22 protein-coding genes are annotated in these 24171 nt (G+C 53.1%); 10 read left to right on the forward strand and 12 right to left on the reverse strand.

What is annotated here, in order from left to right; genetic code table 11:
• The 9 genes from RIC05_RS12775 to RIC05_RS12815 all read right to left on the reverse strand — a co-directional run bounded on the left by RIC05_RS12775 (position 1) and on the right by RIC05_RS12815 (position 9263).
• Positions 1 to 225: an ATP synthase subunit C family protein gene (locus tag RIC05_RS12775; RefSeq protein ID WP_033068123.1), complete on the reverse strand. Its 225-nt coding sequence runs from the start codon at positions 223 to 225 to the stop codon at positions 1 to 3.
• Between the two features lie 60 nt (positions 226 to 285).
• Complete coding sequence (locus RIC05_RS12780) at positions 286 to 1008, reverse strand: F0F1 ATP synthase subunit A (protein WP_350048395.1); 723 nt, start codon at positions 1006 to 1008, stop codon at positions 286 to 288.
• A gap of 21 nt (positions 1009 to 1029) precedes the next feature.
• A complete protein-coding gene (locus tag RIC05_RS12785; RefSeq protein ID WP_350048393.1) occupies positions 1030 to 1395 on the reverse strand; it encodes an AtpZ/AtpI family protein in 366 nt (121 codons plus the stop codon).
• A 436-nt stretch (positions 1396 to 1831) separates the two neighbouring features.
• A complete protein-coding gene (locus tag RIC05_RS12790; RefSeq protein ID WP_350048391.1) occupies positions 1832 to 3163 on the reverse strand; it encodes a class I SAM-dependent methyltransferase in 1332 nt (443 codons plus the stop codon).
• Positions 3164 to 3228: 65 nt separating this feature from the next.
• Positions 3229 to 6762, reverse strand: a complete 3534-nt coding sequence (gene smc, locus RIC05_RS12795; RefSeq protein WP_350048389.1) for a chromosome segregation protein SMC — start codon at positions 6760 to 6762, stop codon at positions 3229 to 3231.
• 73 nt (positions 6763 to 6835) lie between these two features.
• Positions 6836 to 7432, reverse strand: a complete 597-nt coding sequence (locus RIC05_RS12800) for a DsbA family protein (RefSeq protein WP_350048387.1) — start codon at positions 7430 to 7432, stop codon at positions 6836 to 6838.
• Between the two features lie 198 nt (positions 7433 to 7630).
• A complete protein-coding gene (locus RIC05_RS12805; protein WP_350048385.1) occupies positions 7631 to 8119 on the reverse strand; it encodes an SRPBCC family protein in 489 nt (162 codons plus the stop codon).
• Positions 8094 to 8450 (reverse strand): ArsR/SmtB family transcription factor, encoded by a 357-nt coding sequence (locus tag RIC05_RS12810; RefSeq protein ID WP_350048383.1) that lies wholly within the window; start codon positions 8448 to 8450, stop codon positions 8094 to 8096. Before RIC05_RS12810 ends, RIC05_RS12805 begins: the two co-directional genes overlap by 26 nt.
• Before the next feature lie 189 nt (positions 8451 to 8639).
• The gene (locus tag RIC05_RS12815) at positions 8640 to 9263 is read right to left on the reverse strand and encodes a DUF721 domain-containing protein (RefSeq protein WP_350048381.1); all 624 of its coding nucleotides are present in this window, start codon (positions 9261 to 9263) and stop codon (positions 8640 to 8642) included.
• A gap of 69 nt (positions 9264 to 9332) precedes the next feature.
• Between RIC05_RS12815 and mutY the strand changes: the two genes are divergently transcribed.
• Positions 9333 to 10406, forward strand: coding sequence for an A/G-specific adenine glycosylase (gene mutY, locus RIC05_RS12820; RefSeq protein WP_350048379.1), 1074 nt, complete (start codon positions 9333 to 9335; stop codon positions 10404 to 10406).
• A gap of 100 nt (positions 10407 to 10506) precedes the next feature.
• On the opposite strand, the gene RIC05_RS12825 is transcribed toward mutY, so the two are convergent.
• A complete protein-coding gene (locus tag RIC05_RS12825; RefSeq protein ID WP_350041391.1) occupies positions 10507 to 10716 on the reverse strand; it encodes a hypothetical protein in 210 nt (69 codons plus the stop codon).
• Between the two features lie 139 nt (positions 10717 to 10855).
• Positions 10856 to 11956 (reverse strand): site-specific DNA-methyltransferase, encoded by a 1101-nt coding sequence (locus RIC05_RS12830; protein WP_350041390.1) that lies wholly within the window; start codon positions 11954 to 11956, stop codon positions 10856 to 10858.
• A 511-nt stretch (positions 11957 to 12467) separates the two neighbouring features.
• On the opposite strand from RIC05_RS12830, the gene RIC05_RS12835 reads away from it, so the two are divergent.
• The 8 genes from RIC05_RS12835 (at position 12468) to RIC05_RS12870 (ending at position 21885) form a co-directional block, all read left to right on the forward strand.
• The gene (locus tag RIC05_RS12835) at positions 12468 to 13475 is read left to right on the forward strand and encodes a BMP family protein (protein WP_350048377.1); all 1008 of its coding nucleotides are present in this window, start codon (positions 12468 to 12470) and stop codon (positions 13473 to 13475) included.
• Positions 13476 to 13670: 195 nt separating this feature from the next.
• A complete protein-coding gene (locus RIC05_RS12840; RefSeq protein ID WP_350048375.1) occupies positions 13671 to 15269 on the forward strand; it encodes an ABC transporter ATP-binding protein in 1599 nt (532 codons plus the stop codon).
• Positions 15266 to 16333 (forward strand): ABC transporter permease, encoded by a 1068-nt coding sequence (locus tag RIC05_RS12845; protein WP_350048373.1) that lies wholly within the window; start codon positions 15266 to 15268, stop codon positions 16331 to 16333. The genes RIC05_RS12840 and RIC05_RS12845 overlap by 4 nt, the downstream gene beginning before the upstream one ends.
• 11 nt (positions 16334 to 16344) lie before the next feature.
• Positions 16345 to 17286: an ABC transporter permease gene (locus RIC05_RS12850; RefSeq protein WP_350041386.1), complete on the forward strand. Its 942-nt coding sequence runs from the start codon at positions 16345 to 16347 to the stop codon at positions 17284 to 17286.
• Positions 17287 to 17353: 67 nt separating this feature from the next.
• Positions 17354 to 18643, forward strand: coding sequence for an amidohydrolase family protein (locus tag RIC05_RS12855; RefSeq protein WP_350048371.1), 1290 nt, complete (start codon positions 17354 to 17356; stop codon positions 18641 to 18643).
• A gap of 55 nt (positions 18644 to 18698) precedes the next feature.
• Entirely contained in the window at positions 18699 to 19304 is a 606-nt protein-coding gene (locus tag RIC05_RS12860; RefSeq protein WP_350048369.1) for a flavin reductase family protein, read from the forward strand.
• A gap of 172 nt (positions 19305 to 19476) precedes the next feature.
• The gene (locus RIC05_RS12865) at positions 19477 to 20778 is read left to right on the forward strand and encodes an esterase-like activity of phytase family protein (protein WP_350048367.1); all 1302 of its coding nucleotides are present in this window, start codon (positions 19477 to 19479) and stop codon (positions 20776 to 20778) included.
• 132 nt (positions 20779 to 20910) lie between these two features.
• Positions 20911 to 21885: an SAM-dependent methyltransferase gene (locus tag RIC05_RS12870; RefSeq protein WP_350048365.1), complete on the forward strand. Its 975-nt coding sequence runs from the start codon at positions 20911 to 20913 to the stop codon at positions 21883 to 21885.
• Here RIC05_RS12870 and RIC05_RS12875 read toward each other — a convergent pair.
• A complete protein-coding gene (locus RIC05_RS12875) occupies positions 21866 to 22282 on the reverse strand; it encodes a GFA family protein (RefSeq protein WP_350048363.1) in 417 nt (138 codons plus the stop codon). The two genes, RIC05_RS12870 and RIC05_RS12875, sit on opposite strands and share 20 nt — an antisense overlap.
• Positions 22283 to 22461: 179 nt before the next feature.
• On the opposite strand from RIC05_RS12875, the gene nadB reads away from it, so the two are divergent.
• Positions 22462 to 24168 (forward strand): L-aspartate oxidase, encoded by a 1707-nt coding sequence (gene nadB / locus RIC05_RS12880; protein ID WP_502989550.1) that lies wholly within the window; start codon positions 22462 to 22464, stop codon positions 24166 to 24168.
• Positions 24169 to 24171 lie beyond the last annotated feature (3 nt).

The raw sequence follows: 24171 nt of genomic DNA on the forward strand, positions 1-24171 counted from the left end.
TTAAACGAAGAGAACGATCAGCGCAACGACGAGTGCGAACAGTGCAATAGCTTCGGTAACGGCAAAGCCGATCCAGCCATACAGTTCAACGTCGCCTTTGGCAGCCGGGTTACGGCCAACAGTCGCAATCAGGCTCGACCAGATGTTACCCACACCAATACCGGCACCAATCATGCCAATAGCAGCCAGGCCAGCACCAATCATCTTAGCAGCATCGAGTTCCATAACTTCACCCTTTCGAATTTCTTAAAGGCAATAACTAGAGATCACACCAGACCACACACATCAGTGCATGTGGATTGCATCATGGAGATAAATGCAGGTGAGAATTGTGAAGACGTAAGCCTGAAGTGCAGCAATGCCGAACTCCAGAACTGTAATCCCTGTCAGCAAGGCAAACGGAAGTACGCCCAGAATGCCGATCAGGCCGACAAATCCGCCAACAACCTTAAGCATAATGTGTCCAACAGTCATGTTGGCAAACAAACGCATAGCAAGGCTGAACGGACGAGAGAAGTAAGAAATGATTTCAATCGGGATCAGAATAAGTGCCGTCGCGATCGGCGCACCTTCCGGGAAGAACATCCGGAAATAATGCGTCCCGTGGCGAACGAAACCGATAATGGTCACACCGATGAAAATCACCAGCGCCAACGCGAAGTTGACAGCAAAATGACTTGTAAACGTAAAGCTGTGCGGGATCATACCCAGAAGGTTACCGAACAGCACAAACATGAACAGGGTAAAGATGAACGGGAAATATTTGCGCCCTTCGCTTCCGACATTGTCCTTAAGCATGTTGGCGACGAATTCATACATCACCTCAGCAGAACCCTGCCAGCGTCCCGGAACCAATGACCCACGACGCATCGAAAGCGTCATGAAACCGGTTACGAAAACAGCGGCGATCACCATCCACAATGCGGAGTTGGTGAAGGAGATATCCACACCAGCTACCGAAAGATCGACCAACGGTTCGATTTTAAACTGCTCTAGCGGTCCAGCCACCGTAATCCTCGCTCAATCTTGTTAAGGTTCAGGGTTATCCCTGTCCCCTTGATTACGCTTCCCCATCGCACGCCCCAGACCAACAGCACTGTCGTATCCTTTGGCAACGCGATAAGCGTTTAGACCACCTGCACCCGTTCCCAAAACAACGAACAGGACAAGTAGCCATGGCGTCGTATCCAACACCCGATCAAGCGCCCAACCAATTATCAGACCAACAAGAAGTGCAGCGACCATTTCCGCCGAAATTCTCATGCCTAACGCCATCCCTTGGGACGGTTTGCGGGCTGCCCGGTTCGGGCTGTGCTTTTCTTCGCGCTTGTGTGCGACTGCCGTCAGCTTAGTTTCAAGCTCTTCTAATGAAGCGCGATCTTTATCATCGCTCATTGTCGTGAACCCCGCTTTGGCAGCCCTGCAAACGTCGCAAGGAAATGCGCGGGCAACATACTTAGCACCCCATGGGCTGTCAAGCTGTAAAACCCCAGCTAACAGGGAAGGCCGAAATAACAATATTCATAATTATTACAATAACTTAACCGATAAAATGTGATGGAAAACACTTTTGTTCTTAGGCAATAGTAGCAGTCGTTTATGCTGGTAAATTCAGCCCCCACCTACCCAGAACCGGCAGTTTCCCTTAGTTCTCATGTGTTTGCCGCCAAATACCGCGCCAGATCACAAAGCGGTCTATATTCAATAAGATCAGTCAATTTCGGCAAATTAGATCGCAGATTTAGTCAATTAGTGCGACGGAACACCAACAACGACGCATAAGCCTTGGTCGATTCACCCGCACGTGAATTCAAGGCGGGGAATCACAACCCTAAACTTTGCGCACTGTTAAAACTCTTTGGGTATCGGTTTTTTGCCATCCGTCAGAACGTGCGGCCAACATCCAGTCGAATTTATGGAACAGGGCCCAAACCGCACCAAGCGTATTGATCGCGATTGAATTCATATCAATTGGCTGTTTATCAAGAATCTCATCGCGCAAAATTCTGACCAAATCAGCAACCGTGTTTTTACCATCAAAGATCGCTAACAAGCGTGCCAGATCAGGTCCACCGGTAAGATCAACCGCATTGCCACTGCCATCTTCAATCAGGACCGGCTGTCCGGCCAAAGCAATCAGATCATCAAAGAACGTTTCGTTGGGCGGCACAAAGAAATACGGCGCAAGTTCCCCGTCAGGAAGCATTTCCGATGTCTGCCCGGTATCGTTGCGGGTCAGATAGAACGCATGAAGCGGCATCGCCCCGCTAAAGCGTTCACAAAACGCCTGCTGATCGCGGAGCGGCATGGCGGACACTTCACGCACCAGTCCGGCATCACGCACCATGTTTTCGATATTGTAATGCGCCTTGCCTGTGCCACCGAACCCGAAGAACCCGGTAAAGGCTGCGACATGAAGTCCCGCCGATGCGGCAAAGTCATACACCCCGTGCACATCATAGGCGCACTCCACAGGGTGCAGCAGCAAATCAACAATTTCAGGATCGTTTTCCAAAAGGCCTTTGATAAAGCCCGGACCGCCGCCCATCTTCAACAGCATGTTGTCTTCCGGCAGGTTGGTCAGCAACTTTCGGGTCATTGCCAGTTGTTCGACCAGATCTTTGCCCACCAGAAGCGGTTCAATCATTTTGCGCCATTCGGTCACCGCAAGACGACCATGTTCGCCGTACACCATCACCCCCATCGCGCCATCGGGCTTCAGAACCGATGCCAGATCACGCAGACCTTCTTCCGGGTTTTCCAGATGATGCAAAACACCTGCGCAATTGATGTAATCAAATCCATCCGGGCTGGATTTGGCAAATGCATCAATGGTGGCATTCACATAGGTGATGTTTGTCAGACCGCGTGCCTCTGCACGGGCACGGGCAACCTTGGTGCTGGCAGCGGATGGTTCAAGATAGGTCACCTGCCCGCCAACTTCGCGCAGCTGTTCTGCCAACCAAATCAGGGAATCACCGGTACCACCGCCGGCAACAAGGGCGCGGAAATCAGCCGTAATGTCGCGGCTGGCACCAAAGCAATAATGATTAACCCGAGACAATGTATCGAGTGGCGGCATCAATAAACGGTCTTTTTCCTGCTGCGGATCGCGCAACGGATAAGGAAACTGTTCATATAGCTCACGCACTTTCTGGGACATAGAGACCTTCACCATCATTAAGTTTCAACGAGGTGTAACATCTAGCGCCCTGCCCGTACATTAACCTAACCGGTAAAATCGAGTTCAGTTTGTTCTTTCTTGGAATATACCTCTGCCTGATGCAGGTCGACCGACACCAGCGACGAAACACCGCGTTCGGCCATCGTCACACCAAACAGGCGGTTCATCCGCGCCATGGTCATACGATGGTGGGTAATGACAAGGAAGCGGGTATTGGCATGACGGCCAATGGCTTCCAGTAGCTTACAGAATCGGTCTACGTTCGCATCGTCAAGCGGTGCGTCGACTTCATCGAGCACGCAAATCGGTGCCGGATTGGTCAGGAAGACTGCAAACAGCAATGCAACCGCGGTCAATGCCTGCTCACCACCTGATAAAAGCGACAGATGTTGAAGCTTTTTGCCCGGTGGGGATGCCAGGATTTCAAGCCCGGCTTCAAGCGGATCATCGGCATCGGTCAACATCAGATGCGCGCCGCCACCGCCAAACAGGCGGACAAACAATTGCTGGAAATGTTTATCAACTTCGTCAAAGGCCGTTTTCAAACGGGCACGTGCTTCGCGGTTGAGCTGATTGATGCCATTGCGCAGTTTTTCAATGGCAGCAATCAAATCATCACGCTCAGACACCATCGTGTCTTTTTGTTCCTGCATTTCGGCCAATTCGACTTCAGCACGCAAGTTGACCGCACCAAGATTTTCGCGTTCGCGTGACTGGCGTTGCAGACGGGCATCAATGTCGCCTTCGCTTGGCAATTCCTTGGTCAGATCAATCTGGCCAAGTTCAACCAACTTGTCTGGCGTTGAATTAACGCGTTCGCGAATGCGTTCTATCAAATCACGACGATGCTGTTCTGCCTGTTCAAGCAATGCTTCGCAGCGCACGCGCCCTTCGCGGGCTTCGGCCAGTTTTTGTTCCGCTTCTTTCAGGTTCATATCCGCTTCGCGCTGGGCATTTTCGGCCCGTTGCAATTCGTCTGCGACTTCTTTGCGGGTCTGATCGGAAAGTTCAATCCGGTCTGATAAAATCGCCCGGCGTTCTTCGATCTCTTCGGGCTTGAGTTCAAGCTCCTCGATCTCCATCCGGGCTTCTTCCTGACGTTCGCGCAATTCGGAAACACGTTCACCGGCCCCGGACGCACGGTCGTTCCAGGTGGCGATTTCGTTTTCAACGAATTCAAGGCGCTTGCGACGGCCAGACATATCGCGCTGCATACGTTCAAGCTGACTACGTGCTTCCATCTGATCGGCACGCGCATCGGCAAGGGTCGCACGTTGTTCGATCATCTCGGCCTTGACTTCCATCAGGCCTTCACTGCTTTCTTCGGGCAGGGCCGAAAGTTCTTCCTGCTCGGCAATCAGTTCGTCCAGATCCTGCTTGGCGCGTTTTTCAGCTTCTTCGGCGTTTTGCAGACGGCTTTCGATGGCACTTGCATCGCGCTTGATATTGGCGACTTCTTCGCGGGCGCGTGACAAGGTGTTTTCAGCTTCGCGCACAGAACGGTGGGCTTCTTGTTCAGCCGTTCTTGCTTCCTCGATTTTCTCATCAAGCTGTTCGACATTTTCGCTGGCGATTTCGGCGCGCTCGGCGGCAGCTTCGACCACTGCGTCGGTTTCTTCGATTTCGCCGCGCAGTTCTTCAAGCCGGTTGCGTTGACGCAATCGAACGGCTGCGGGCAATTCTGCACCGGCCAGAATGCGATAACCATCCCAGCGCCAAAGCGATCCTTCGCGCGACACCAACCGTTGCCCGGCTTTCAGGTTTTTCGAAAGCCAGTTGCCGGTTGCTTCGTCATCAACAATGCCGATCTGCCACAGGCGACGGTTTAACAAAGCCGGTGCTTCGACAAATTTGGCAAGTGCGGTGACACCATCTGGCAATGCCGGGTCATCGGATGCCGGATCAATTGCCGACCAATGCATCGGGGCATCTGTCGCATCTGGTGCATCAAGGTCTTCGCCAAGGGCGGCTGCCATCGCAAGCTCAAGACCGCTTTGCACCGAAATATTTTCAATCACGGCGGTGTATTTGTCGTCGTCACCGCCCTTAAGCAGACTTTCAAGCGCCTCGACTTCCGCCATCAGGCGGGCCTTGCGGCTTTCAACATCGCGCAGGGCATCGCGGGCATCGCTTTCTGCGGTTTTCAGGCCGTCTTCACGATCGCGCATTTCGGCAAGACGCATTTCAGCATCTTCAACCGCCATTTTGCGCTGTTCGCAAAGTTCTTCGCATTCTTCAAGATGCATGCTTGCTTCTTCAAGCACTTCGGAGAAATCAGCTTCGATCCGGATGTCATCTAGCTTTGCGACCGCTTCGTCATGACGTTCAGTCAAACGGTTGCGGCGGGTGTTTAATTCGCTCAGGCGCTGTTGAACGGATTTAAGGCGGGCTTCTTCTTCGGCGACCTTGTTGGTCAGAAGATCGACCGCAGCCTCAAGTTCTTCAACCCGGATGGCTTTTTCCGCAGCCGTTTCACGGGCTTGGTCAAGTTCATCATCCTCACCCCCCTGCGCGTCGCTGAGTTCTTCGCGTTCGTTTTTCAGCTTTTCGAGCGCACCCTGTGCATCGCTTGCCAGTTCGGCCTCACGCGCAAGGTCGGCATCAATCTGTTGAATGCGTCCGCGCAGCTGGCCCATCTGGGTTTCGATCTGGGCCTTGTCTTTATCAAGGCCTTCACGTTCGATCAAAAGGCGCTGCAAAGCCGCCGCAGCGTCGGCTTCTTTTTTGCGAAGATCCGGCAGGCTGGCGGCAATATGGGCCTGAACCGTGGTTGCCTCGGTCACCGATGATGTCAGATCACGTACCGCACTTTCGCCCGCGACAAGCAATTCACGGGCATCGGCTTGTCGTTTTTCCGCATCGGTCCAGCGGATATGGAACAGTAAGGCCTCGGTTTCACGGATGCTTTCGCTGAGTTTGCGATATCGTTCGGCCTGACGGGCCTGTTTTTGCAAGGATGCGATTTGACCATCAAGGGTGACCAGAACGTCATCAAGACGTTCCATATTCTGTTCGGCATTTTTCAAACGAAGTTCGGCTTCGTGCCGACGGGAATGAAGGCCGGTAATGCCGGCGGCTTCTTCAAGGATCAGGCGACGCTGGATCGGTTTCGCCCCGATCAGTGCACCAATTTTACCTTGGGAAACCATGGCATTTGACCGGGCACCGGTCGCGGCATCGGCAAACAGCAATTGCACATCACGCGCACGGACATCCTTGCCATTGACCCGATAATTCGATCCCCCGCTGCGTTCGATCCGGCGGGTGACCTCAAGCATTTCAAAGTCATTGAACATCGCGGGCGCCTTGCGCTCGCTGTTATCAAGGATAACCGATACTTCCGCCACGTTACGGGCGGGACGTGTCGACGTCCCGCCAAAGATGACGTCGGACATGTCCGAACCACGCATTTGCTTGGCCGAGGTTTCCCCCATGACCCAGCGCAGCGCTTCAACAAGATTGGATTTGCCACAGCCATTCGGGCCGACAACACCTGTCAGCCCGTCTTCAACCAATAAATCGGTTGAATCGACGAAGGATTTAAACCCCGTCAGCCGTAGTGATTTAAACTGGACCAATCATGTCCCCCGGTCCGAACCTGTGCCCCTGGTGCCGGACACCGTGGTTACGGTATCCGGCATGTTGTTTTCATCAGTCGATAAGGTCTTCGACTTTTTCAATAAAGAATTCTGCGTCACGTCCACCGGCAATGGTTTCACCATCAATGATGAAGCTTGGTGTCGAGGAAATGTTAAATTCCTGTTCGCCCTTCATGCGCGATGCAACGATGGCTTCAATCAAGGACTCATTCGCAATGCAGGCGTCAACGGCATCGCCGGTCATACCGCCAAAACGAACGACTTCTTTGATGCCGCCAACCGGATCTTCCGAGCGTGCCCAGGTCATCTGGGATTTAAACAGCATGCTCAGCACACCGAAATAACGGTCATCACCTGCACATTGGGCAACCGCCGCCGCGCGCAAGGCAACCCCATCAAGCGGGTAATCGCGGTAGATCAATTTGAGCTTGCCGGTATCGATCAGCTTTTCTTTAAGCTCTGGCAGAACTTCATTATGGAACGCTGCACAATGCGGGCACGTCAGCGACGCATATTCAATCATTGTGACCGGCGCGTTCTCGTCGCCCAATACGCGTTCTTTCCATTCTGTTGCATGTGCCTGTTGCGTGCCTGAGACACCAAGCGCAATCAGAAACGCACTTGCAAGAAACTTAACCGCCTTAAACAAGGAAACCTCCGTGAAAACAAAGTTTTGTGATTACAAGCCTGTTGCAGCACGCGAGTCAACACGCACCCCAAAACAGCTATTGCACCAACGAGTCGCCAAGCTGCCCGGAAAATGCGGCAACTCCGTGATCGTTCATTTCATGAAACTGATTCGATAATTTGATCTGACATCGCGTCCCTATGCCAACCCGCCAAGGGTTCAATCGGCAAGCCAGTCAGCAAGACCTTTAAGCGTTTGCAAGCCGTATTCCACCGCACCAAAACCAATGACGGCCAAGCGTCGTTCGCGGGTGGGGTGGAGCTGACGCAAAGTGACCACTGTTTTGCCATCGCTTTGTTCGTCAAAGGTAACCGTCATCCGGAACCGGTCGGGGTCGTTTGGATCGGGTGTGCCATAATCCATAACGATCCGCTCGTTCGGGACGATTTCCAGAAAATACATGTGGTTTTCAAAGCGCTGCTCTTTGCCTTCGAACGTGCCCACCATGTCGAACCGCCAAACCCCGCCTTCACAGATATCGGCTTCCTGCGTTTCGATGTCGAGACCCTCCGGACCATACCATTTTGCCAGCGCATCGGGGTTTGTCCATGCGGCAAAGACCTTGTCGCGCGGGTGATTGAACAGCTTTACGAGCACAATCTCCCGGTCGAGAGACCATGTCTCAATCGAATTTTTTATCTGATCCATCATCTTCTTCCTTCGAATCCAGGTAAATCTCCAGACGGTCCAGCTGAGCAGCCCAGCGCCGACGCTCTGCCTCCATCCAGACTGCTGCCTCGTTAAAACGTTCCGGCACCAGTCGACACCAGCGGCTGCGCCCGCGTTTCTCGCTGGCGATCAGCCCGCAATCCTCAAGCACTTTGAGATGCTGGGTGAATGACGGCAGCGCCATGTCAAAAGGCGCTGCCAAGTCGCTTACGGGCGCTTCACCGTCGGCAAGTTTTGAGACCACCGCGCGACGGGTCGGGTCACTAAGCGCGTGAAACGCAAGATCAAGGGGATTTGAATGATAAGGCATATGCCTTAGTAATCGAACTTTGCGGCATCTGTCAACAAAGATTAGGCAATCACCTAACTATTCCCATATGCGTCGTCAGGTCAAAAAATCAGGCCCTATGGTGGCTTCACACTGAGAAACGTTTAATCGGCATCCGCATTGAGCATCTAGTTGATCAGCGCAGCCGCCAACTGAGCTTGCGGATATGCCCTATTTTTTGCCGTCTTTTGGCCGAAGCCCGCCAGTCGCACCGGCAATATGACGGCCCAAACGGGTCAAGACTTCGCGCAAATGTGGATCTTCAATTTTGGCAATATTGATTTCGCTTGCCTGTGTGATGTTGCCTTCAGGCACCACCGTTGGGCGATGCACCGTACGTTCAGGTCGGGAAATATCGCCCTGCATCATCTTGATCCGTTCGACCGCGCGATACCCAAAATAGGTATTCACCCGATCAATGATCTGGGGCATGCGGTGCTGTAATTCGATCGCAACGGGTCCTGTCACCCGGATAACCAATGTTCCGCCACCGGCATTTTCGCCGCGCGGCGGGGCATACTTCACCGGCATGGTAAATTGTTCAAGATCACGTCCGACGATTTCGGCCCAATGCAGGATAATTTCCGTTTGGAAAAAACCGCGTTTGCGCACCAGCGGACGTGTTAGATTGCCGACCAAGGGTGCAACATTCCGCAATCCCATGCGGCGTTCCGTGCTGCCCATCGGTGTGATTTTTTGCTTCTTTTTAACCGCGTTTTTTGCTGCGACCGACGAGGATCCCTGATCCACCCCGACACCGCTTTTCGTATCACGACTATCTTTTTGCTTGCTCACGCCCGCTTCTTTCGTAGGGTCAGTTCAAATTTACCCGTCATTCAACCTGCAACATAACACGGGAACGCCGTGCATTTCACCAATCAGGAAATACAACGCCTCGGCCATACCATGCTTGAATGGTATGGCCGGCATCACCGCACGTTACCATGGCGCTCGGAACCCGGCGATACGCCCAATCCCTATCACGTCTGGCTTAGCGAAATCATGCTGCAACAAACCACCGTGCAAACGGTTGGGCCATATTTTGCGGCATTCCTGAAACGCTGGCCAACGGTTATCGATCTTGCCAAGGCGGAACTTGATGATGTTCTGCATGCCTGGCAAGGGCTGGGCTATTATGCCCGTGCGCGAAACCTTCATAAATGCGCCAAGGCAGTCGCAGACGAGTATAATGGAATTTTCCCCGATACCGAGGAAGGCTTGCTCAAGCTACCGGGCATTGGCCCCTATACCGCCTGCGCGGTCGCAGCAATTGCCTTTAACCGGCATGCAAGCCCGGTTGATGGCAATATTGAACGGGTCATATCGCGGCTGTTTGCCTTGGAAACCCCGCTTCCTGACGTCAAACCCGAGATCAAGGAAAAGTCATCGGCCCTGACCCCGTCAAACCGGCCCGGCGACTATGCGCAGGCCCTGATGGATCTGGGGGCGACGATCTGCACCCCGCGCAATCCGGCCTGTGGCATTTGCCCATGGCAGGCAGATTGCGAAGGCCGCAAGTCCGGCATTGCTCCTGATCTTCCGAAAAAGCGGAAAAAACCGGCCAAACCAACCCGGGTCGGGTATGCGTTCTGGATCAGACGCGAAGATGACGCCCGCATTTTGATCCGTCGACGCCCGGAAAAGGGTTTGCTTGGGGGACTTTATGAAGTTCCCGGTTCTGACTGGCGGGCGATTGACGCCCCCGATGATGTGATGCTGTCCGAAGCCCCGATATCGGCCAAGTGGTCAGAACTTGATGGCACAGTCGGTCATACCTTCACGCATTTTCATCTCAATGTCAGTGTATTGGCGGCCACCCTTCCGGCAGAAGAAGCCGATAAACTGGATGGCAGTTGGACAACAATTGACGGGCTGGCGGACTTCGCCCTGCCAACCATCATGAAAAAGATCGTCCGCCACGCATTGAAGTACCGATAAGGTTACTGATCTGGCAAATATCCATCCAGATCGTAGAATTGACAAAGGCCCGTGACATAACATCGCGGGCCTTTGTTTTTTTATAACTTGCTCGGCGCGATCAGGCGTAAATATCGATCACCTGTCCACGTCCCTCGGTCGGGGGTGGTGCGGCCTGTTGCGAAGTTTCCGTTTCTGCCGTTTGCTCAATTCGCTGTCGTGCCGGAGAATTCAGATCGTTATTTCCGGTTTCAGCAATCGGCGCTGCCGCCTGCTGAACCTGAACGGGGTTGGGTGCGTATCCTGCACCGCCTACTGAACCTGCTTGCATAACCTACTCCATCTATCCTTACGGATAATATTTAGAGATTAGATATAGCACTTTTTTTCGAAAATGCAAAAGCCGACGGGTTTCTCAACCACGTCGGCTTTTAGGCATCAATGATTTAATCGGAAAATTCCGATCAGGATCAGGCGGGGACCTGACCCATTTCTTTGCGTAACTGCGTGCGCAGATTGTCAATCACAACCAAACGCCCGTCACATTTGTAATGCCAATAAGTCCAACCATTACAAGCTTCTGCGCCTTGAACACGCGCACCGATCTGATGGATCGAACCGGCATTGTCCTTGTGACTGATTGATCCGTCTGCACGCACCATCGCCGCAACATTGCCGCGGTTGTCATAGATTTTGTCGCCGGGTGACAGAAGACCACGTTCAATGACCGCACCGAACGGAATCCGCGGAAGCGAGCGTTTCGATTCGGTCAGCTCAAGGCTGTCGCCATCCAGCATCTGGACCTTGGCAATCCGTTCACGGGCGGCTTCGGCATAGGTTTCTTCGCGTTCCAGACCGATAAAGTGGCGTCCCAAACGACGCGCCGCAGCACCGGTCGTACCCGTTCCAAAGAATGGATCAAGAACCACATCACCCTGACGGGTGGTTGCCATCAAAACGCGCTGCAAAAGGGCTTCCGGCTTTTGGGTCGGATGGACCTTTTTGCCATTATCGTCCTTGAGACGTTCCGAGCCAGAGCAAATCGGCATCAGCCAGTCAGAGCGCATCTGCAGCCCTTCATTGAGCTGCTTCATCGCCTCGTAGTTAAAGGTGATGGCTTTTTGCTCTTCGCTTTTGGAACACCACAGAAGCGTTTCATGCGCATTGCAGAAACGTTTGCCACGGAAGTTCGGCATCGGGTTGGTTTTGCGCCAGACAATGTCATTGAGGATCCAGTACCCGATATCCTGCAGCGTATTACCAACGCGGTAAATGTTGTGGTACGAGCCGATCACCCAGATCGCGCCGGTGTCTTTCAGCACGCGCCGCGCCGCCGTCAGCCAGTCACGGGTGAACTCGTCATAGTGACGGAAGCTGTCAAACTGGTCCCAATGATCGTCAACAGCGTCGACCTTGGAATTGTTCGGCCGCAGCAGATCGCCGCCAAGCTGAAGGTTGTAGGGCGGATCAGCAAAAATCAGATCAACGGATTTCTCCGGCAAGCTGTTCATAAGCTCGATGCAATCGCCGACCATAACCTGATCAAGTGGTAAAGTTGTCTTTTGTGTCATGATGCCTTCTAGGTTCCCCCTTGAAATCTTGAGGAAAGCATCGACTGAAATAGTTAATGAAAGAGTTAACCGACTCCGATTTTTTCCTCGGAGTCGCATTAATTTTTCAGGGAGTCGCATTGTGTTCGAAACTGTGCATTCCGTTTATACAATTTTAACGGATATGCTCCAGAAACCGGAAGATTTTGCTCGTGCTTCCGCTGCCCCCTTCTTATCACGCACAGACTGGTAAGACCGGGCGGACTCCGCAAGGCATGGCACCTTTCGCAAATCCCACCCAAACGGCATCCCCCATGCGGACATCACCTTTAAGATGATGTTTTTGCGGGTTATACACGCGAAAGACTTCATTAAAACGCGAAGACATCCCAAATACTTAGGTCAATCTATAAAAACTGACCATTTGGACAGAACAAGCTTTGCCTCTTTTCTGATCGTGTATACAATCTGCCCACAATCTACGCATGAGAGTTGAACTTCGCAAAACAGCAATAACCTGCAGGGGGACATTATGAAGTCTGCTACATTCGGCCTTTCCCGCCGCGCACTGCTTTCGGTCATGGCGGCCGCAGCAGCCGTCGTGTCGTTTGGCCTTGGCACACCGGCACAGGCCGCAGATCCGCTGAAAGTTTCAGCGATCTACACCGTTCCGGTTGAACAGCAGTGGGTATCACGCATCCACAAGGCGCTGAATGCCGCCAAAGACCGTGGCGAAATTTCCTATGAGTTTTCTGAAAACGTCGCCAATACCGATTATGAGCGCGTCATGCGCGAATATGCTGAAAACGGGTCAAACCTGATTGTCGGTGAAGTATTCGGCGTTGAACGCGCAGCCCGCAAGGTTGCCGCCCAATATCCCGAAACCGCCTTCCTGATGGGGTCAAGCTTTGCCCCGGAAGCCGACAATTTTTCGGTCTTTGACAACTTCATCCATGAGCCAAGCTACCTTGTCGGCATGGCTGCCGGTGCAGCAACCAAGTCGAACAAAATCGGCATGGTCGGTGGTTTTGCCATCCCGGAAGTAAACCGCTTGATGCATGCCTTCATGGAAGGTGCCAAATCGGTCAATCCGGATGTCGAATTCATGGTGACCTTCATCAACAGCTGGTATGACCCGCCCAAGGCCAAAGAAGCCGCCTTTGCCATGATCGATAAGGGTGCCGACATCATGTATGCGGAACGCTTTGGTGTTTCCGATGCGGCCAAGGAACGCGGTATCCTTGCAGTTGGCAACGTTATTGATACGGCGGCCGACTATCCGGGCACCATTCTTGGTTCGGCACTTTGGCATATGGAAGCCACCATTGACCACGCAATCGCTGCGGTCAAAGCCGGTGAATTCAAAGCCGAAGATTACGGTAAATTCAGCTACATGGAACATGGCGGCGGCAGTGTCGTGCTTGACGCAGCCCTGCTTCCGGAAGGCACGGTTGCCGACGTCGAAGCCAAGGAAGCAGAAATCCTTGGTGGTACGTTCAGCGTCACGGTAAATGACGAAGAACCGAAATCTTCGATGTAAGATTTCCTTAAATTTGCAGGGCAGTTCGGTGTAAAAGCCGAACTGCCCTTCATTTGTTTGATCCAAAATATTTTGACCCGCCCCCGTGTCGGGTTCCATCATCACTTCGCAATCTGTTCGCAATCTGTTCGCACCATCGCCTTACCGCCTTATCGCCCCACAGCGTGACGCATATAAACAAAACGGATTCCCCGGATGTCATCTGCTGCGCATACATCATCTGAAACGTCCCAGGACCTGCTGCTGTCGCTTGCAGGTATCACCAAGAAATTTGGCCCGCTGATCGCCAATGACGCCATCGATCTTACGGTTCATCGCGGCGAAATCGTCGCCCTGCTGGGCGAAAATGGTGCGGGTAAAACCACCTTGATGAACATTTTGTTTGGCCATTACATTGCCGATGAAGGCAGCGTAACTGTTGCCAATCGCAATGGTGATCTTGAACTGCTTGAACCGGGCGCCCCGCAGGCTGCCCTTGATGCCGGTATTGGCATGGTTCATCAGCATTTCACATTGGCCGAAAACCTGACAGGGCTGGACAATATTGTTCTTGGCACCGAACCGATTTTCCGCCTGCGTCGCGACCTGACCAAGCCGCGCGCCAAGCTAAATGATCTGATGGCAAGATCGGGTTTGAATGTCGATCTTGATCAGCCGGTGTATAAACTGACGGTCGGTGAAAAGCAGCGCGTTGAAATCTTAAAGGCACTCTATCGGGATGCACGGCTTCTGGTTTTGGATGAACCAACAGCGGTCTTAACCCCGCAAGAAGCCGAAAGCATGTTTGCAACCTTGCGCAAACTGGCATCAACCGGGCTTTCGGTCATTATCATTGCCCATAAACTGGCCGAAGTTCTTGCCGTATCGCACCGTATCGCGGTCCTTAGGGGCGGGAAAAAAGTCGGTGAAATGACCACGAGCGAGGCCGATCATAGATCCATCGCCGAACTGATGGTCGGGCGCGAAGTCCCGGTCAGCCGCCGCACAGCCCGTGAACTGGGCAAACCGGTCATATCACTGATTGATGTGACGATTGATCGCGGTGATTCCAGACGATCCTTGCATGGTGTCAACATCACCGCCCGCGAAGGTGAAATTCTTGGCATTGCCGGTGTATCGGGCAATGGTCAGGCGGCCCTTGCGCAACTGATTGCCGGGCTTGATAAACCCGATCACGGGACGGTGGAGATTTTTGGAGCGATCGTTACAAAATTCGATGCCCATCAGTTCGCCCAAAACGGCATCGCCCGCATTCCCGAAGATCGCCACCATGACGGCATGGTCGGGTCTATGACGGTGGCTGAAAACATCGCGATTGAAGATGTCCGAAGCGCTGAATATCAAAAACTTGGCTTCCTTGATTTTGACGCCATCCGCAAACGTGCCGAACATGCCATTACCGATTATGATGTTCGCTGCCCCGGGCCCGATGCCCCGGCACGGCTGTTATCAGGCGGTAACATTCAAAAACTGATTCTGGCCCGCGTTCTGGAAAAATCGCCAAAGCTTATTCTGGCCAATCAGCCATCACGCGGTCTTGACGTTGGCGCACAGTCCGAAGTCCATCGCCGGTTGCTTGAAGCGCGCCAAGGCGGTGCTGCCGTCATCCTGATTTCCGAAGATCTGGACGAATTGCTGACCATTTCTGATCAGATCGCGGTGATCCATGCTGGCCACATCACGCCTTCCATGGCGACCGACACCATTGATCGATCTGAACTGGGGTTGATGATGGCCGGGCACAAGAAATCACCCCATGCCGATACCACCCCGAACTCAGGAGAAACGGCATGATCCGGTTTGAACCGCGCAGCAATCCCGGTGCGTTTTTAACTTACGGCGTTCCCGTCATTGCCGCTGCCATTGCAATCCTTTTGGCCGCCATCCCGCTTGCCCTTGCCAATGCGCCGATCCTCAAGGCATACGGTCTTATGATCAGTGGTGCCTTTGGGTCGGTCTTTTCAATTTCGGAAATGCTGACCCGTGCGACCCCTTTGATCCTGACCGGACTGGCGGCAGCCATCGCATTTCGGGCAAAACTTTGGAACATCGGTGCCGAAGGACAGCTTTATATGGGGGCCATGGCCGCAGTTGCGGTTGGGGTCGGGGTGATTGATGGTCCAAGCTGGATCATGATCCCGATTGTGATGATTGCCGGTGCCCTTGCCGGTGCGCTGATGCTGATCGGTCCGACATTGATGAAGACGCGGCTTGGCGTTGATGAAGTTGTTACGACCTTGCTTTTGAACTTCATTGTCTTGCTGTTTGTTCAGATGATGCTTGAAGGTGCGCTTAAAGACCCGATGTCGATGGGGTGGCCGCAATCTGAACCGATTATTGATAGCGCGGCTTTCCCGGCCCTTATCGAACGGATGCGGGTTCACTTTGGTCTGGTCGTTGCCTTGATGTGTGCCATTGCATTGGCCGTTTTCGTTAAACGCACCGTCTGGGGTTTTGAAATCCGCGCAGTTGGTGAAAATGCCGCTGCTGCCAGGTTTTCGGGCATCTCTGTGACCAAAACCATGATCCTTGTTGCCGCCCTTTCGGGCGGGCTGGCCGGTCTTGCCGGTGTGTCGGAAGTTGCCGGTACGCGCGGCTATCTCGCAACTGATTTATCACCGGGTTATGGCTATGCCGGGATCGTTGTTGCCATGCTGGCCCGCCTATCCCCAATCGGGGTGATTGCATCAGCATTGTTTGTCGCATCGGTCTTTGTCGGGGCAGATTCCATGAGCCGTGCGATTGGTGTTTCAAGCTATCTCGCCGATCTGATTGTGGCGATGGCGTTGCTGTGCGTTTTGATTGGCGGCTTTCTAACCCGGTTTAAAGTTCATTTTGAACGCAAGACTGCGGGTTAAGGGGAAAAGACATGGAAATCCTTGAAATTCTTCTTGCCGCAAGCTTCTGGGAAGCCGCCATTCGCATCGCGACCCCATTGATCTTTGGGGTATTGGGCGCGCTTGTTTGCGAACGTGCGGGGGTTCTTAACCTTGGGATTGAAGGCATCTTTACCGCCGGTGCCATGGCGGGATGGATGGCCGTGTGGCTTGGTGCGGGTCTGTGGGGTGGGCTTTTGGTTGCCGCCCTTGCTGGTGGTTTCTTTGGTTTGATCCATGCGATCCTGACCGTCCCGCTTGGGTTAAGCCAGCATGTTTCGGGTATTGGCGTAACGTTGTTGGCCACCAGCCTGTCTTATTTTACCTATCGCACCGCCCTTCCGGACGTTTCTTCGCCCCCGCGCATTACGCCGTTCCAGCCCCTTGATATCCCGTTTTTGTCTGACCTGCCCTTCATCGGACAGGCGCTGTTTTCGCAAACGGCGATGACAATCCTTGCCTTTGTTCTGGTCTTTGTAACCGGCTGGGTTTTGTATCGCACCCCGCTTGGCCTTGCGATCCGGGCGGTTGGCGATAATCCATCGTCGGTCGAGGCACAGGGACTTTCGGTTTATGCGCTGCGTATTGGTGCGGTAGTTGTCGGTTCGGCAATGATGGCGCTTGGCGGCGCATTCCTGACCATGTCGGCCTTTGATGCGTTCTTCTTTGGCATGATCAATGGTCGGGGATGGGTTTGCATTGCACTGACCGTCTTTGCCAGCTGGCGACCGGGCAAGGCATTGATTGGTGCGTTGCTTTTTGGGGCGTTCGATGCGTTTCAGGTGCGCCTGCAAACCGAAGTCGGGGCGTTTTTGCCATCACAGGTTTTCTTGATGATGCCCTATATCCTGTCGATCATTGCCCTGATTGTCGTGGCGCGTAAGGCCGATTACCCAAAGGCCCTTCTTGTGCCATGGTTTAAAGGCCAACGTTAAACGTGACACCAACCGCGACCCTAAATCGTTCTTCTGATACCACGACCACCAGACCAAGGATGACACCATGCAAGCCGATCTGATTTTGAAAAATGCCAATATCGCCAACGGGCGTACCGGCGTTGATATCGCATGTCAAAACGGCAAGATCGTCGAGATTGGCGAAAACCTGAACATCCCGGCGGTTGAAGAAATCGATTGCGGCGGCATGTTGGTCAGCCCGCCATTTGTCGATAGCCATTTCCACATGGATGCAACTCTGTCGCTTGGCCTGCCGCGCATGAACGAGTCTGGAACGCTGCTTGAAGGCATCGCCCTTTGGGGGGAATTAAAACCCCTTCTGACCCCCGAAGCCGTTATTGAACGCGCCCTTAAATATTGTGATCTGGCCGTGTCCAAGGGGCTTCTTGCCATCCGAACCCATGTGGATGTTTGCGATGATCGTCTTTTGGCGGTTGATGCGTTGCTTGAGGTCAAACAACAGATCGCGCCCTATATCGATCTGCAACTGGTGGCCTTTCCGCAGGATGGTTATTTCCGAAGCCCGACCGCCAAGGACAATGTTATTCGCGCCCTTGATAAGGGGGTTGATGTCGTTGGTGGCATTCCACATTTCGAATGCACGATGAGCGACGGTGCCGCCAGCATCAAAGAACTGTGTGAAATGGCAGCAAATCGCGGGCTTATGGTTGATATGCATTGCGATGAATCCGATGACCCCTTATCCCGTCATATAGAAATGCTGACCTATGAAACCCAACGTCTGGGGCTTCAGGGGCGTGTTGCCGGATCGCACCTGACATCGATGCATTCGATGGATAATTACTATGTTTCCAAACTGATCGCCCTGATGGCCGAGGCAGAAGTTTCCGCCATCGCCAATCCGCTGATCAACATCACGCTTCAGGGCCGCCATGACACCTATCCCAAACGTCGCGGCATGACGCGTGTGCCGGAACTGCGCAAGGCGGGGTTAACAGTTGCGTTTGGTCATGATTGCGTCATGGACCCTTGGTATTCAATGGGATCGGGCGACATGCTTGAAGTTGCCTCCATGGGTCTTCATGTTGCCCAGATGACATCGCGCGAAGATATCCGGGCCTGCTACAACGCGGTCACTATCGAACCGGCCAAAATCATGGGCATTGAAGGATACGGCATTGACGTTGGCAACAATGCCGATTTTGTTGTTTTGCAAGCACGCGATACGATAGAAGCCATCCGCATGCGGGCCAATCGCCTGTTTGTTATTCGCCGTGGCAAGATCATTGCAGAAAGCCCGATGGCGCAAACCCGTCTGCACTTGGCCGACCGACCGGATCATGTTCGCGAACATGAATATGCGCCGGGTCTATGATCCAAACTAAATTGACTGCACGATAGAAACCATCAGTTGCTGAACGGAATGCCCCATGTTCTATGAACCCGGAAAAACCGCCCATAATCTTCCACACGATCCGTTCAAGGCCTGTGTCGCGCCACGTCCGATTGGCTGGATTTCCACGGTTGATGCCGAAGGTCGCCCGAACCTGGCACCCTATTCGTTTTTCAATGCTGTGCATGGCAATCCGCCAATGGTGATGTTTTCTTCAGGCGGGTCTGTCGATAGCCTGACAAATGCACGGGCCACCGGGGAATTTGTTGTCGGTGTTGCGCCAAAGGCGATGCTGAAAGAACTGAATTTCTCTTCTGCGCCGCTGCCATCTGATGAAGACGAATTTGAATATGCCGGGCTTGAAAAACTGCCCGCAACGTGCGTCAAACCGCATCTGATCAAAGGTGTTCCGATCCATATGGAATGCAAGGTTTTCCAGATTGTCGATTTGCCCAGTGCCAATCCCGAGCGCCCCTGCGCAATGGTCATCGGCACCGTCATCGGCCTGCATATTGATGATGCGATCATTCGCAATGGCATGGTTGATATCACACTGTTCGAGCCGCTTGCGCGTCTTGGCTATCAGGAATATGCCAGCATTTCGGAAACCTTTACTGTCAAACGCGAAGATTTCTGGAAGTAGGTCTTCTGCCAAGACATTGATTGGTTTCATTAAAACGACGCTCAACCGCAAACAAACTGTCACAGAGACTCTCTAATGTGAACAAGCACACAGTTCGCCCGAACATCAAACGGGCTTGAGCTGCATGTCTTTGTACATTTTACAGACCAGGTTCTGTGGGGGATTCCATATTATGAAACGGATGTTTGCAGCCGGTATCGCCGGCGTTGCAGCAATGCTTCTGGCCAGCACTGCAATTGCAGGCGAAGCCAAGGTTTTCGAAACCAAAAGTGCGATGAACAATCTTTCGACCGTCATGGTCGAAGGGGGCAAGGCCCGCGATTTAACCGTCGGTTTGGGTTCCGGTGCTTATCGTCGTCCCGGCGATCCGGCCAATATGTTCTATGCCGTTTCCGACCGTGGTCCGAACTTTGTCTGTGGTGACGTTCAGGATGTTCTTGGTGTTGCCGAAGATGTTGTCTGTCAGGGCAAAAAGGTCCGCGTTTATCCGACCCCGGATTATTCCCCGTCGATCTACACCATTTTCCTCAATGACGATGGCAGCTTTGACATCAAGGATGTCATCACCATCAAGGATCAAAGTGGCGTTCCGCTGACCGGCCTTACCAACAAGCTTACCGTTGCCAAAACCGAAAAGCCGGTTGATGCCAACGGTAAGCCACTGGAACAATCGGTATCGTCGATTGATGCAGAAGGCATCATTCGTCTGACGGACGGCACATACTGGATTGGTGAAGAAAACGGCCCATCGGTTCTGCATGTTGGCGCAGACGGCACCGTGATTAACCGTCTCGTCCCGGCTGGCTCGGAAAAAGATTTCGACGGTGCGGCCTATAAGGTATCCGGCGGCCTTCCAGCCATTCTGGTCACCCGTCAGACCAACCGCGGCATTGAATCCATGGCCGTTTCGCCCGATGAAACCAAGCTGTATTTCATGGTTCAGAACCCGCTGGCCAACCCGAATGCCGATGCCTACAAAGTGGCAAAAAACACCCGTCTGTTCGTTTATGACCGTGTTTCGGAAAAGCTGAGTGGCGAATATATTTATCAGCTTGATGACCCGCAGACCTTCCGCAACGATCCGTCTGACAAACAGAACGCACCGCGCATTTCCGAAGTTCTGGCACTGGGCGATGACCGCCTTCTGGTTCTTGAACGTACCGACAAAACCACCAAGCTTCATGAAATCAAGCTTGCTGGTGCGACCAACATTCTCTCGACCCGTTGGGATGATATGTCGACCAACCCATCGCTTGAACAGGAAAACGATCTTTCCAAGATCGACCTGATCGCGGTTTCCAAGACCCTTCGTTTTGACAGTGCGGATTACCCTGAAGCACCGAACAAACTTGAAGGCCTTGCAATCATGGGTGATGGCGCGCTTGCCATGATCAATGACAATGACTTCGGCATCAAAGGTGACCCGACCAAGGTGATCCTGATCGAAGGTCTGGTTCAGGCTGACAAATTCTGATTTCAGGCCTTTGTTCGGGTTATTCCTGATCAAACAGAACCAACCCGATCGAACACACACCAAAGCAGGAAGGCTGTTATGCAGCTTTCCTGCTTTTTTATTGCGAAAAATGGGCGTAAAAGCAGCCCCATGATGACAGAAAAACACACATTCGATACCCCGGACGGCGTTACAGCCGTCATCGAGCCAATGAACGCAACCGGCTATCTCGCCCCTGTCGGGTTTGAAGATCAGTTGTATAACGAGTTGGGCGATGTGATTGAACGCCACGACCGGTTGATGTTTGCGCCCGGTCCCGAACGGCGTGTTTTCTGGGCACAAAATGTCTGGCGTAATCCGGTACGGATTGCCATCCCGTCAATCAAGGGTGCTGCCAAGCTCCTGAAATTCAATCAGCGTAACTGGGCAATGTTCAAGTTTGACCATTTCTCCCGTGCCAAACTGATCGAAGCTAACCTGCCGCATGTATCGGCCAAACGTCAGGTCTTTGGCGAACCGGCCCCGACTGCACCGCTTGGGTCATGGACGCTGATTGATCCTGATACGATCATTGCAGCAACCGATTGTTCCAGCCCGTGGAAAAACGGCGAGGTCGAGTTTGAAGAAGACAAAACCACGCCGCCAAACCGCGCCTATTTGAAATTGTGGGAAGCATTCACGCGTCTGGGCGTTTATCCGCAACAGGGTGACAGCACCATGGATCTGGGCGGAAGCCCCGGCGGCTGGACATGGGTTTTGCATGAATTCGGGACCGATGTGATCAGCATCGACAAGGCCCGGCTTGATCACAATATCGCCAAATTGCCGCGTGTTGATTTCCGTCAGCAAAGTGCCTTTGGCATGAACCCGGAAGAAATCGGCTATATGGATTGGCTGTGCTCTGACGTGATCTGCTATCCGGATCGACTGTTTCAACTGGTCAATCAGTGGTTGGATGCCGGTATGGCAACCAATTTCATCTGCACCATCAAATTACAGGGCGACACGGATTATTCCGCCATCACCCAGTTTGCCGACATCCCCGGATCAAAAGTCGTGCATTTGTATAACAACAAGCACGAACTGACATGGCTGAAGATTCCCGGCATTACCGATCAGACTGACTGAACTGTTTAATCGCCGGATCAAGCGGATAATAATTGCCTTTATCCGCACAGAAAATCTGTCCCGTCACCATAAGTGTTCCGGTATCGTCAAGGGTGCCGGGCATGACCGCCATGCCGCTTGACCGCACTGGCCGCCAAAAAATGCCGGTTCCACATAGCTTGCAAAATCCGCGGTCGGTTTTGTCTGACATGCGATACCATCGCAAACCGGTGTCATCGGTCAATTGCAAGGCATGTGTATCAAACCGGCAATAGGAACTGACATGCCCATGCAGTTTGCGGCATAGCTCACAGTGGCACATGACCGGGTTATCAATCTGCCCTTTGATTTCAAAGCGGACCTTGCCGCAATGGCATCGGCCCGTATGCGACGGTTCTTGCGTATTGACATTGGTCATCGAAACCTCCCCTGATCCGCGCCCTGTTGCTCTTTAATAATCTGTCTGCCAAAAGCCCGATTGCAAGGGCTGCTAAGATCCCCCAACACCGCACGATCGTTAAACATCGTACGATTTCAGACAAATATGTTTGAGATTGCCGAAAAGCAGTCCTATTCTGCGCCTTCTGATCGGAGCCGATGTTGACGCCACCGCGCCAAATCCTGCCATCTGGCACCGCCCAAAAGCGATGGGATAAAATGGCCGAAAACTCTTTTCACTATGATGTGCTTATCATTGGCAGCGGTGCTGCTGGTCTGTCCACAGCCTTGAAACTTGCCCCAAGTTTGAAGGTCGCCGTTCTTTCCAAGGGAAAGATTGATGACGGATCTACCAACTGGGCACAGGGCGGGATTGCCGCCGTGCTTGATGCCACTGACAGCATTGAAAATCATGTCCGTGACACCCTGATTGCCGGTGCAGATCTGTGTAAACGCGAAACCGTTGAATTTGTCGCGGCCAATGCGCCGCGCGCCATTGCTTGGCTTGATGAACTTGGCATTCAGCTAACGCGTGATCCGCAAGGCGACAACAGTCAGCCGTTTCATTTGACGCGCGAAGGCGGCCACAGCCATCGGCGCATTGTCCATGCGGCTGATGCCACCGGGCGGGCGGTTCAAACCACGCTGCAAAGCGAGGCCGTCAATCATCCCAATATCAAGATTTTCGAAAACTATCTTGCGATTGATCTGGTCACAGATCGCAAGTTTGGCGGCGAAGGACGCCGTTGCATCGGCGCCTATGCGCTTGATCTTGATAGCGGAACGGTAAAATCATTTAACGCCCGCACAGTTGTTTTGGCAACCGGCGGGGCGAGTAAGGTTTATCGATTTACATCCAACCCGGATGGCTCGACCGGCGATGGTATTGCCATGGCATGGCGTGCGGGCTGTCGCGTGATGAATATGGAATTTAGCCAGTTCCATCCAACCTGCCTGTATCACCCGCAAGCCAAATCGTTCCTGATTACCGAGGCCGTCCGCGGCGAAGGTGGCAAGCTTCTTCTTGCAGATGGTACGCGTTTCATGGACCGGTTTGATGACCGTGGGGAACTTGCACCGCGCGATATTGTCGCCCGTGCGATTGACCATGAAATGAAACGTCTGGGGGCCGATTGCGTCTATCTTGATATCACTCACAAAGGGTCTGATTTCATCAAGGAACACTTCCCCACCATTTATGAAACCTGCCTTGGTTATGGCATCGACATGACCAAACAACCGATCCCGGTTGTCCCTGCTGCGCATTATACCTGCGGCGGGGTATTGACCGATCTGCGGGGGCGCACCGATCTTACCGGCCTTTACGCAATTGGTGAATGTGCCGGAACGGGCCTTCATGGGGCCAACCGCCTTGCATCCAATTCGCTTCTGGAATGTCTGGTGTTTGGTGAAGCCGCAGCAAAAGACATCATCGAAGCCTTCCCGGTCGAAGACCATTTCAAACCGCTTCCGGAATGGGACGAAACCGGCATTACCGATTCTGACGAAGAAGTCATTGTCGCCCATAACTGGGAACAGCTGCGCAACGTGATGTGGGATTTTGTCGGCATTGTCCGCACCACCAAACGCGTGCAGCGCGCCCAGCACAGGGTGGATTTGTTGCTCTCAGAAATTGACGAATATTACGGCAATTTCCGGGTTACCAATGATTTGCTGGAATTGCGTAACCTGTCCGTCGTTGCCAAACTGATCATTCAATCCGCCCTGTGGCGCCGCGAAAGCCGTGGTTTGCATTACACAACCGATTACCCGGAACTTGATGAAAGCGGATCACCACGCCAGACCATTCTGGTGCCTGAAAACTTCGCCGGTCGCTGGGTGATTTCCGGTCAATGGAAGACCTGATCT

It is taken from the genome of Thalassospira sp. (assembly GCF_040218635.1).
Lineage (GTDB): Bacteria > Pseudomonadota > Alphaproteobacteria > Rhodospirillales > Thalassospiraceae > Thalassospira.

What these genes read in the sequence shown, in the direction of transcription:
- RIC05_RS12810 (WP_350048383.1), bottom strand. Translation starts at nt 8,450, where the DNA reads ATGCCTTATCATTCAAATCCCCTTGATCTTGCGTTTCACGCGCTTAGT.
- RIC05_RS12845 (WP_350048373.1), top strand. Translation starts at nt 15,266, where the DNA reads ATGATCCGGTTTGAACCGCGCAGCAATCCCGGTGCGTTTTTAACTTAC.
- RIC05_RS12805 (WP_350048385.1), bottom strand. Translation starts at nt 8,119, where the DNA reads ATGGATCAGATAAAAAATTCGATTGAGACATGGTCTCTCGACCGGGAG.
- nadB (WP_502989550.1), top strand. Translation starts at nt 22,462, where the DNA reads ATGTTGACGCCACCGCGCCAAATCCTGCCATCTGGCACCGCCCAAAAG.
- RIC05_RS12865 (WP_350048367.1), top strand. Translation starts at nt 19,477, where the DNA reads ATGAAACGGATGTTTGCAGCCGGTATCGCCGGCGTTGCAGCAATGCTT.
- RIC05_RS12870 (WP_350048365.1), top strand. Translation starts at nt 20,911, where the DNA reads ATGACAGAAAAACACACATTCGATACCCCGGACGGCGTTACAGCCGTC.
- RIC05_RS12835 (WP_350048377.1), top strand. Translation starts at nt 12,468, where the DNA reads ATGAAGTCTGCTACATTCGGCCTTTCCCGCCGCGCACTGCTTTCGGTC.
- RIC05_RS12830 (WP_350041390.1), bottom strand. Translation starts at nt 11,956, where the DNA reads ATGACACAAAAGACAACTTTACCACTTGATCAGGTTATGGTCGGCGAT.
- RIC05_RS12875 (WP_350048363.1), bottom strand. Translation starts at nt 22,282, where the DNA reads ATGACCAATGTCAATACGCAAGAACCGTCGCATACGGGCCGATGCCAT.
- RIC05_RS12850 (WP_350041386.1), top strand. Translation starts at nt 16,345, where the DNA reads ATGGAAATCCTTGAAATTCTTCTTGCCGCAAGCTTCTGGGAAGCCGCC.
- RIC05_RS12785 (WP_350048393.1), bottom strand. Translation starts at nt 1,395, where the DNA reads ATGAGCGATGATAAAGATCGCGCTTCATTAGAAGAGCTTGAAACTAAG.
- RIC05_RS12790 (WP_350048391.1), bottom strand. Translation starts at nt 3,163, where the DNA reads ATGTCCCAGAAAGTGCGTGAGCTATATGAACAGTTTCCTTATCCGTTG.
- RIC05_RS12860 (WP_350048369.1), top strand. Translation starts at nt 18,699, where the DNA reads ATGTTCTATGAACCCGGAAAAACCGCCCATAATCTTCCACACGATCCG.
- RIC05_RS12840 (WP_350048375.1), top strand. Translation starts at nt 13,671, where the DNA reads ATGTCATCTGCTGCGCATACATCATCTGAAACGTCCCAGGACCTGCTG.
- RIC05_RS12855 (WP_350048371.1), top strand. Translation starts at nt 17,354, where the DNA reads ATGCAAGCCGATCTGATTTTGAAAAATGCCAATATCGCCAACGGGCGT.
- RIC05_RS12775 (WP_033068123.1), bottom strand. Translation starts at nt 225, where the DNA reads ATGGAACTCGATGCTGCTAAGATGATTGGTGCTGGCCTGGCTGCTATT.
- RIC05_RS12825 (WP_350041391.1), bottom strand. Translation starts at nt 10,716, where the DNA reads ATGCAAGCAGGTTCAGTAGGCGGTGCAGGATACGCACCCAACCCCGTT.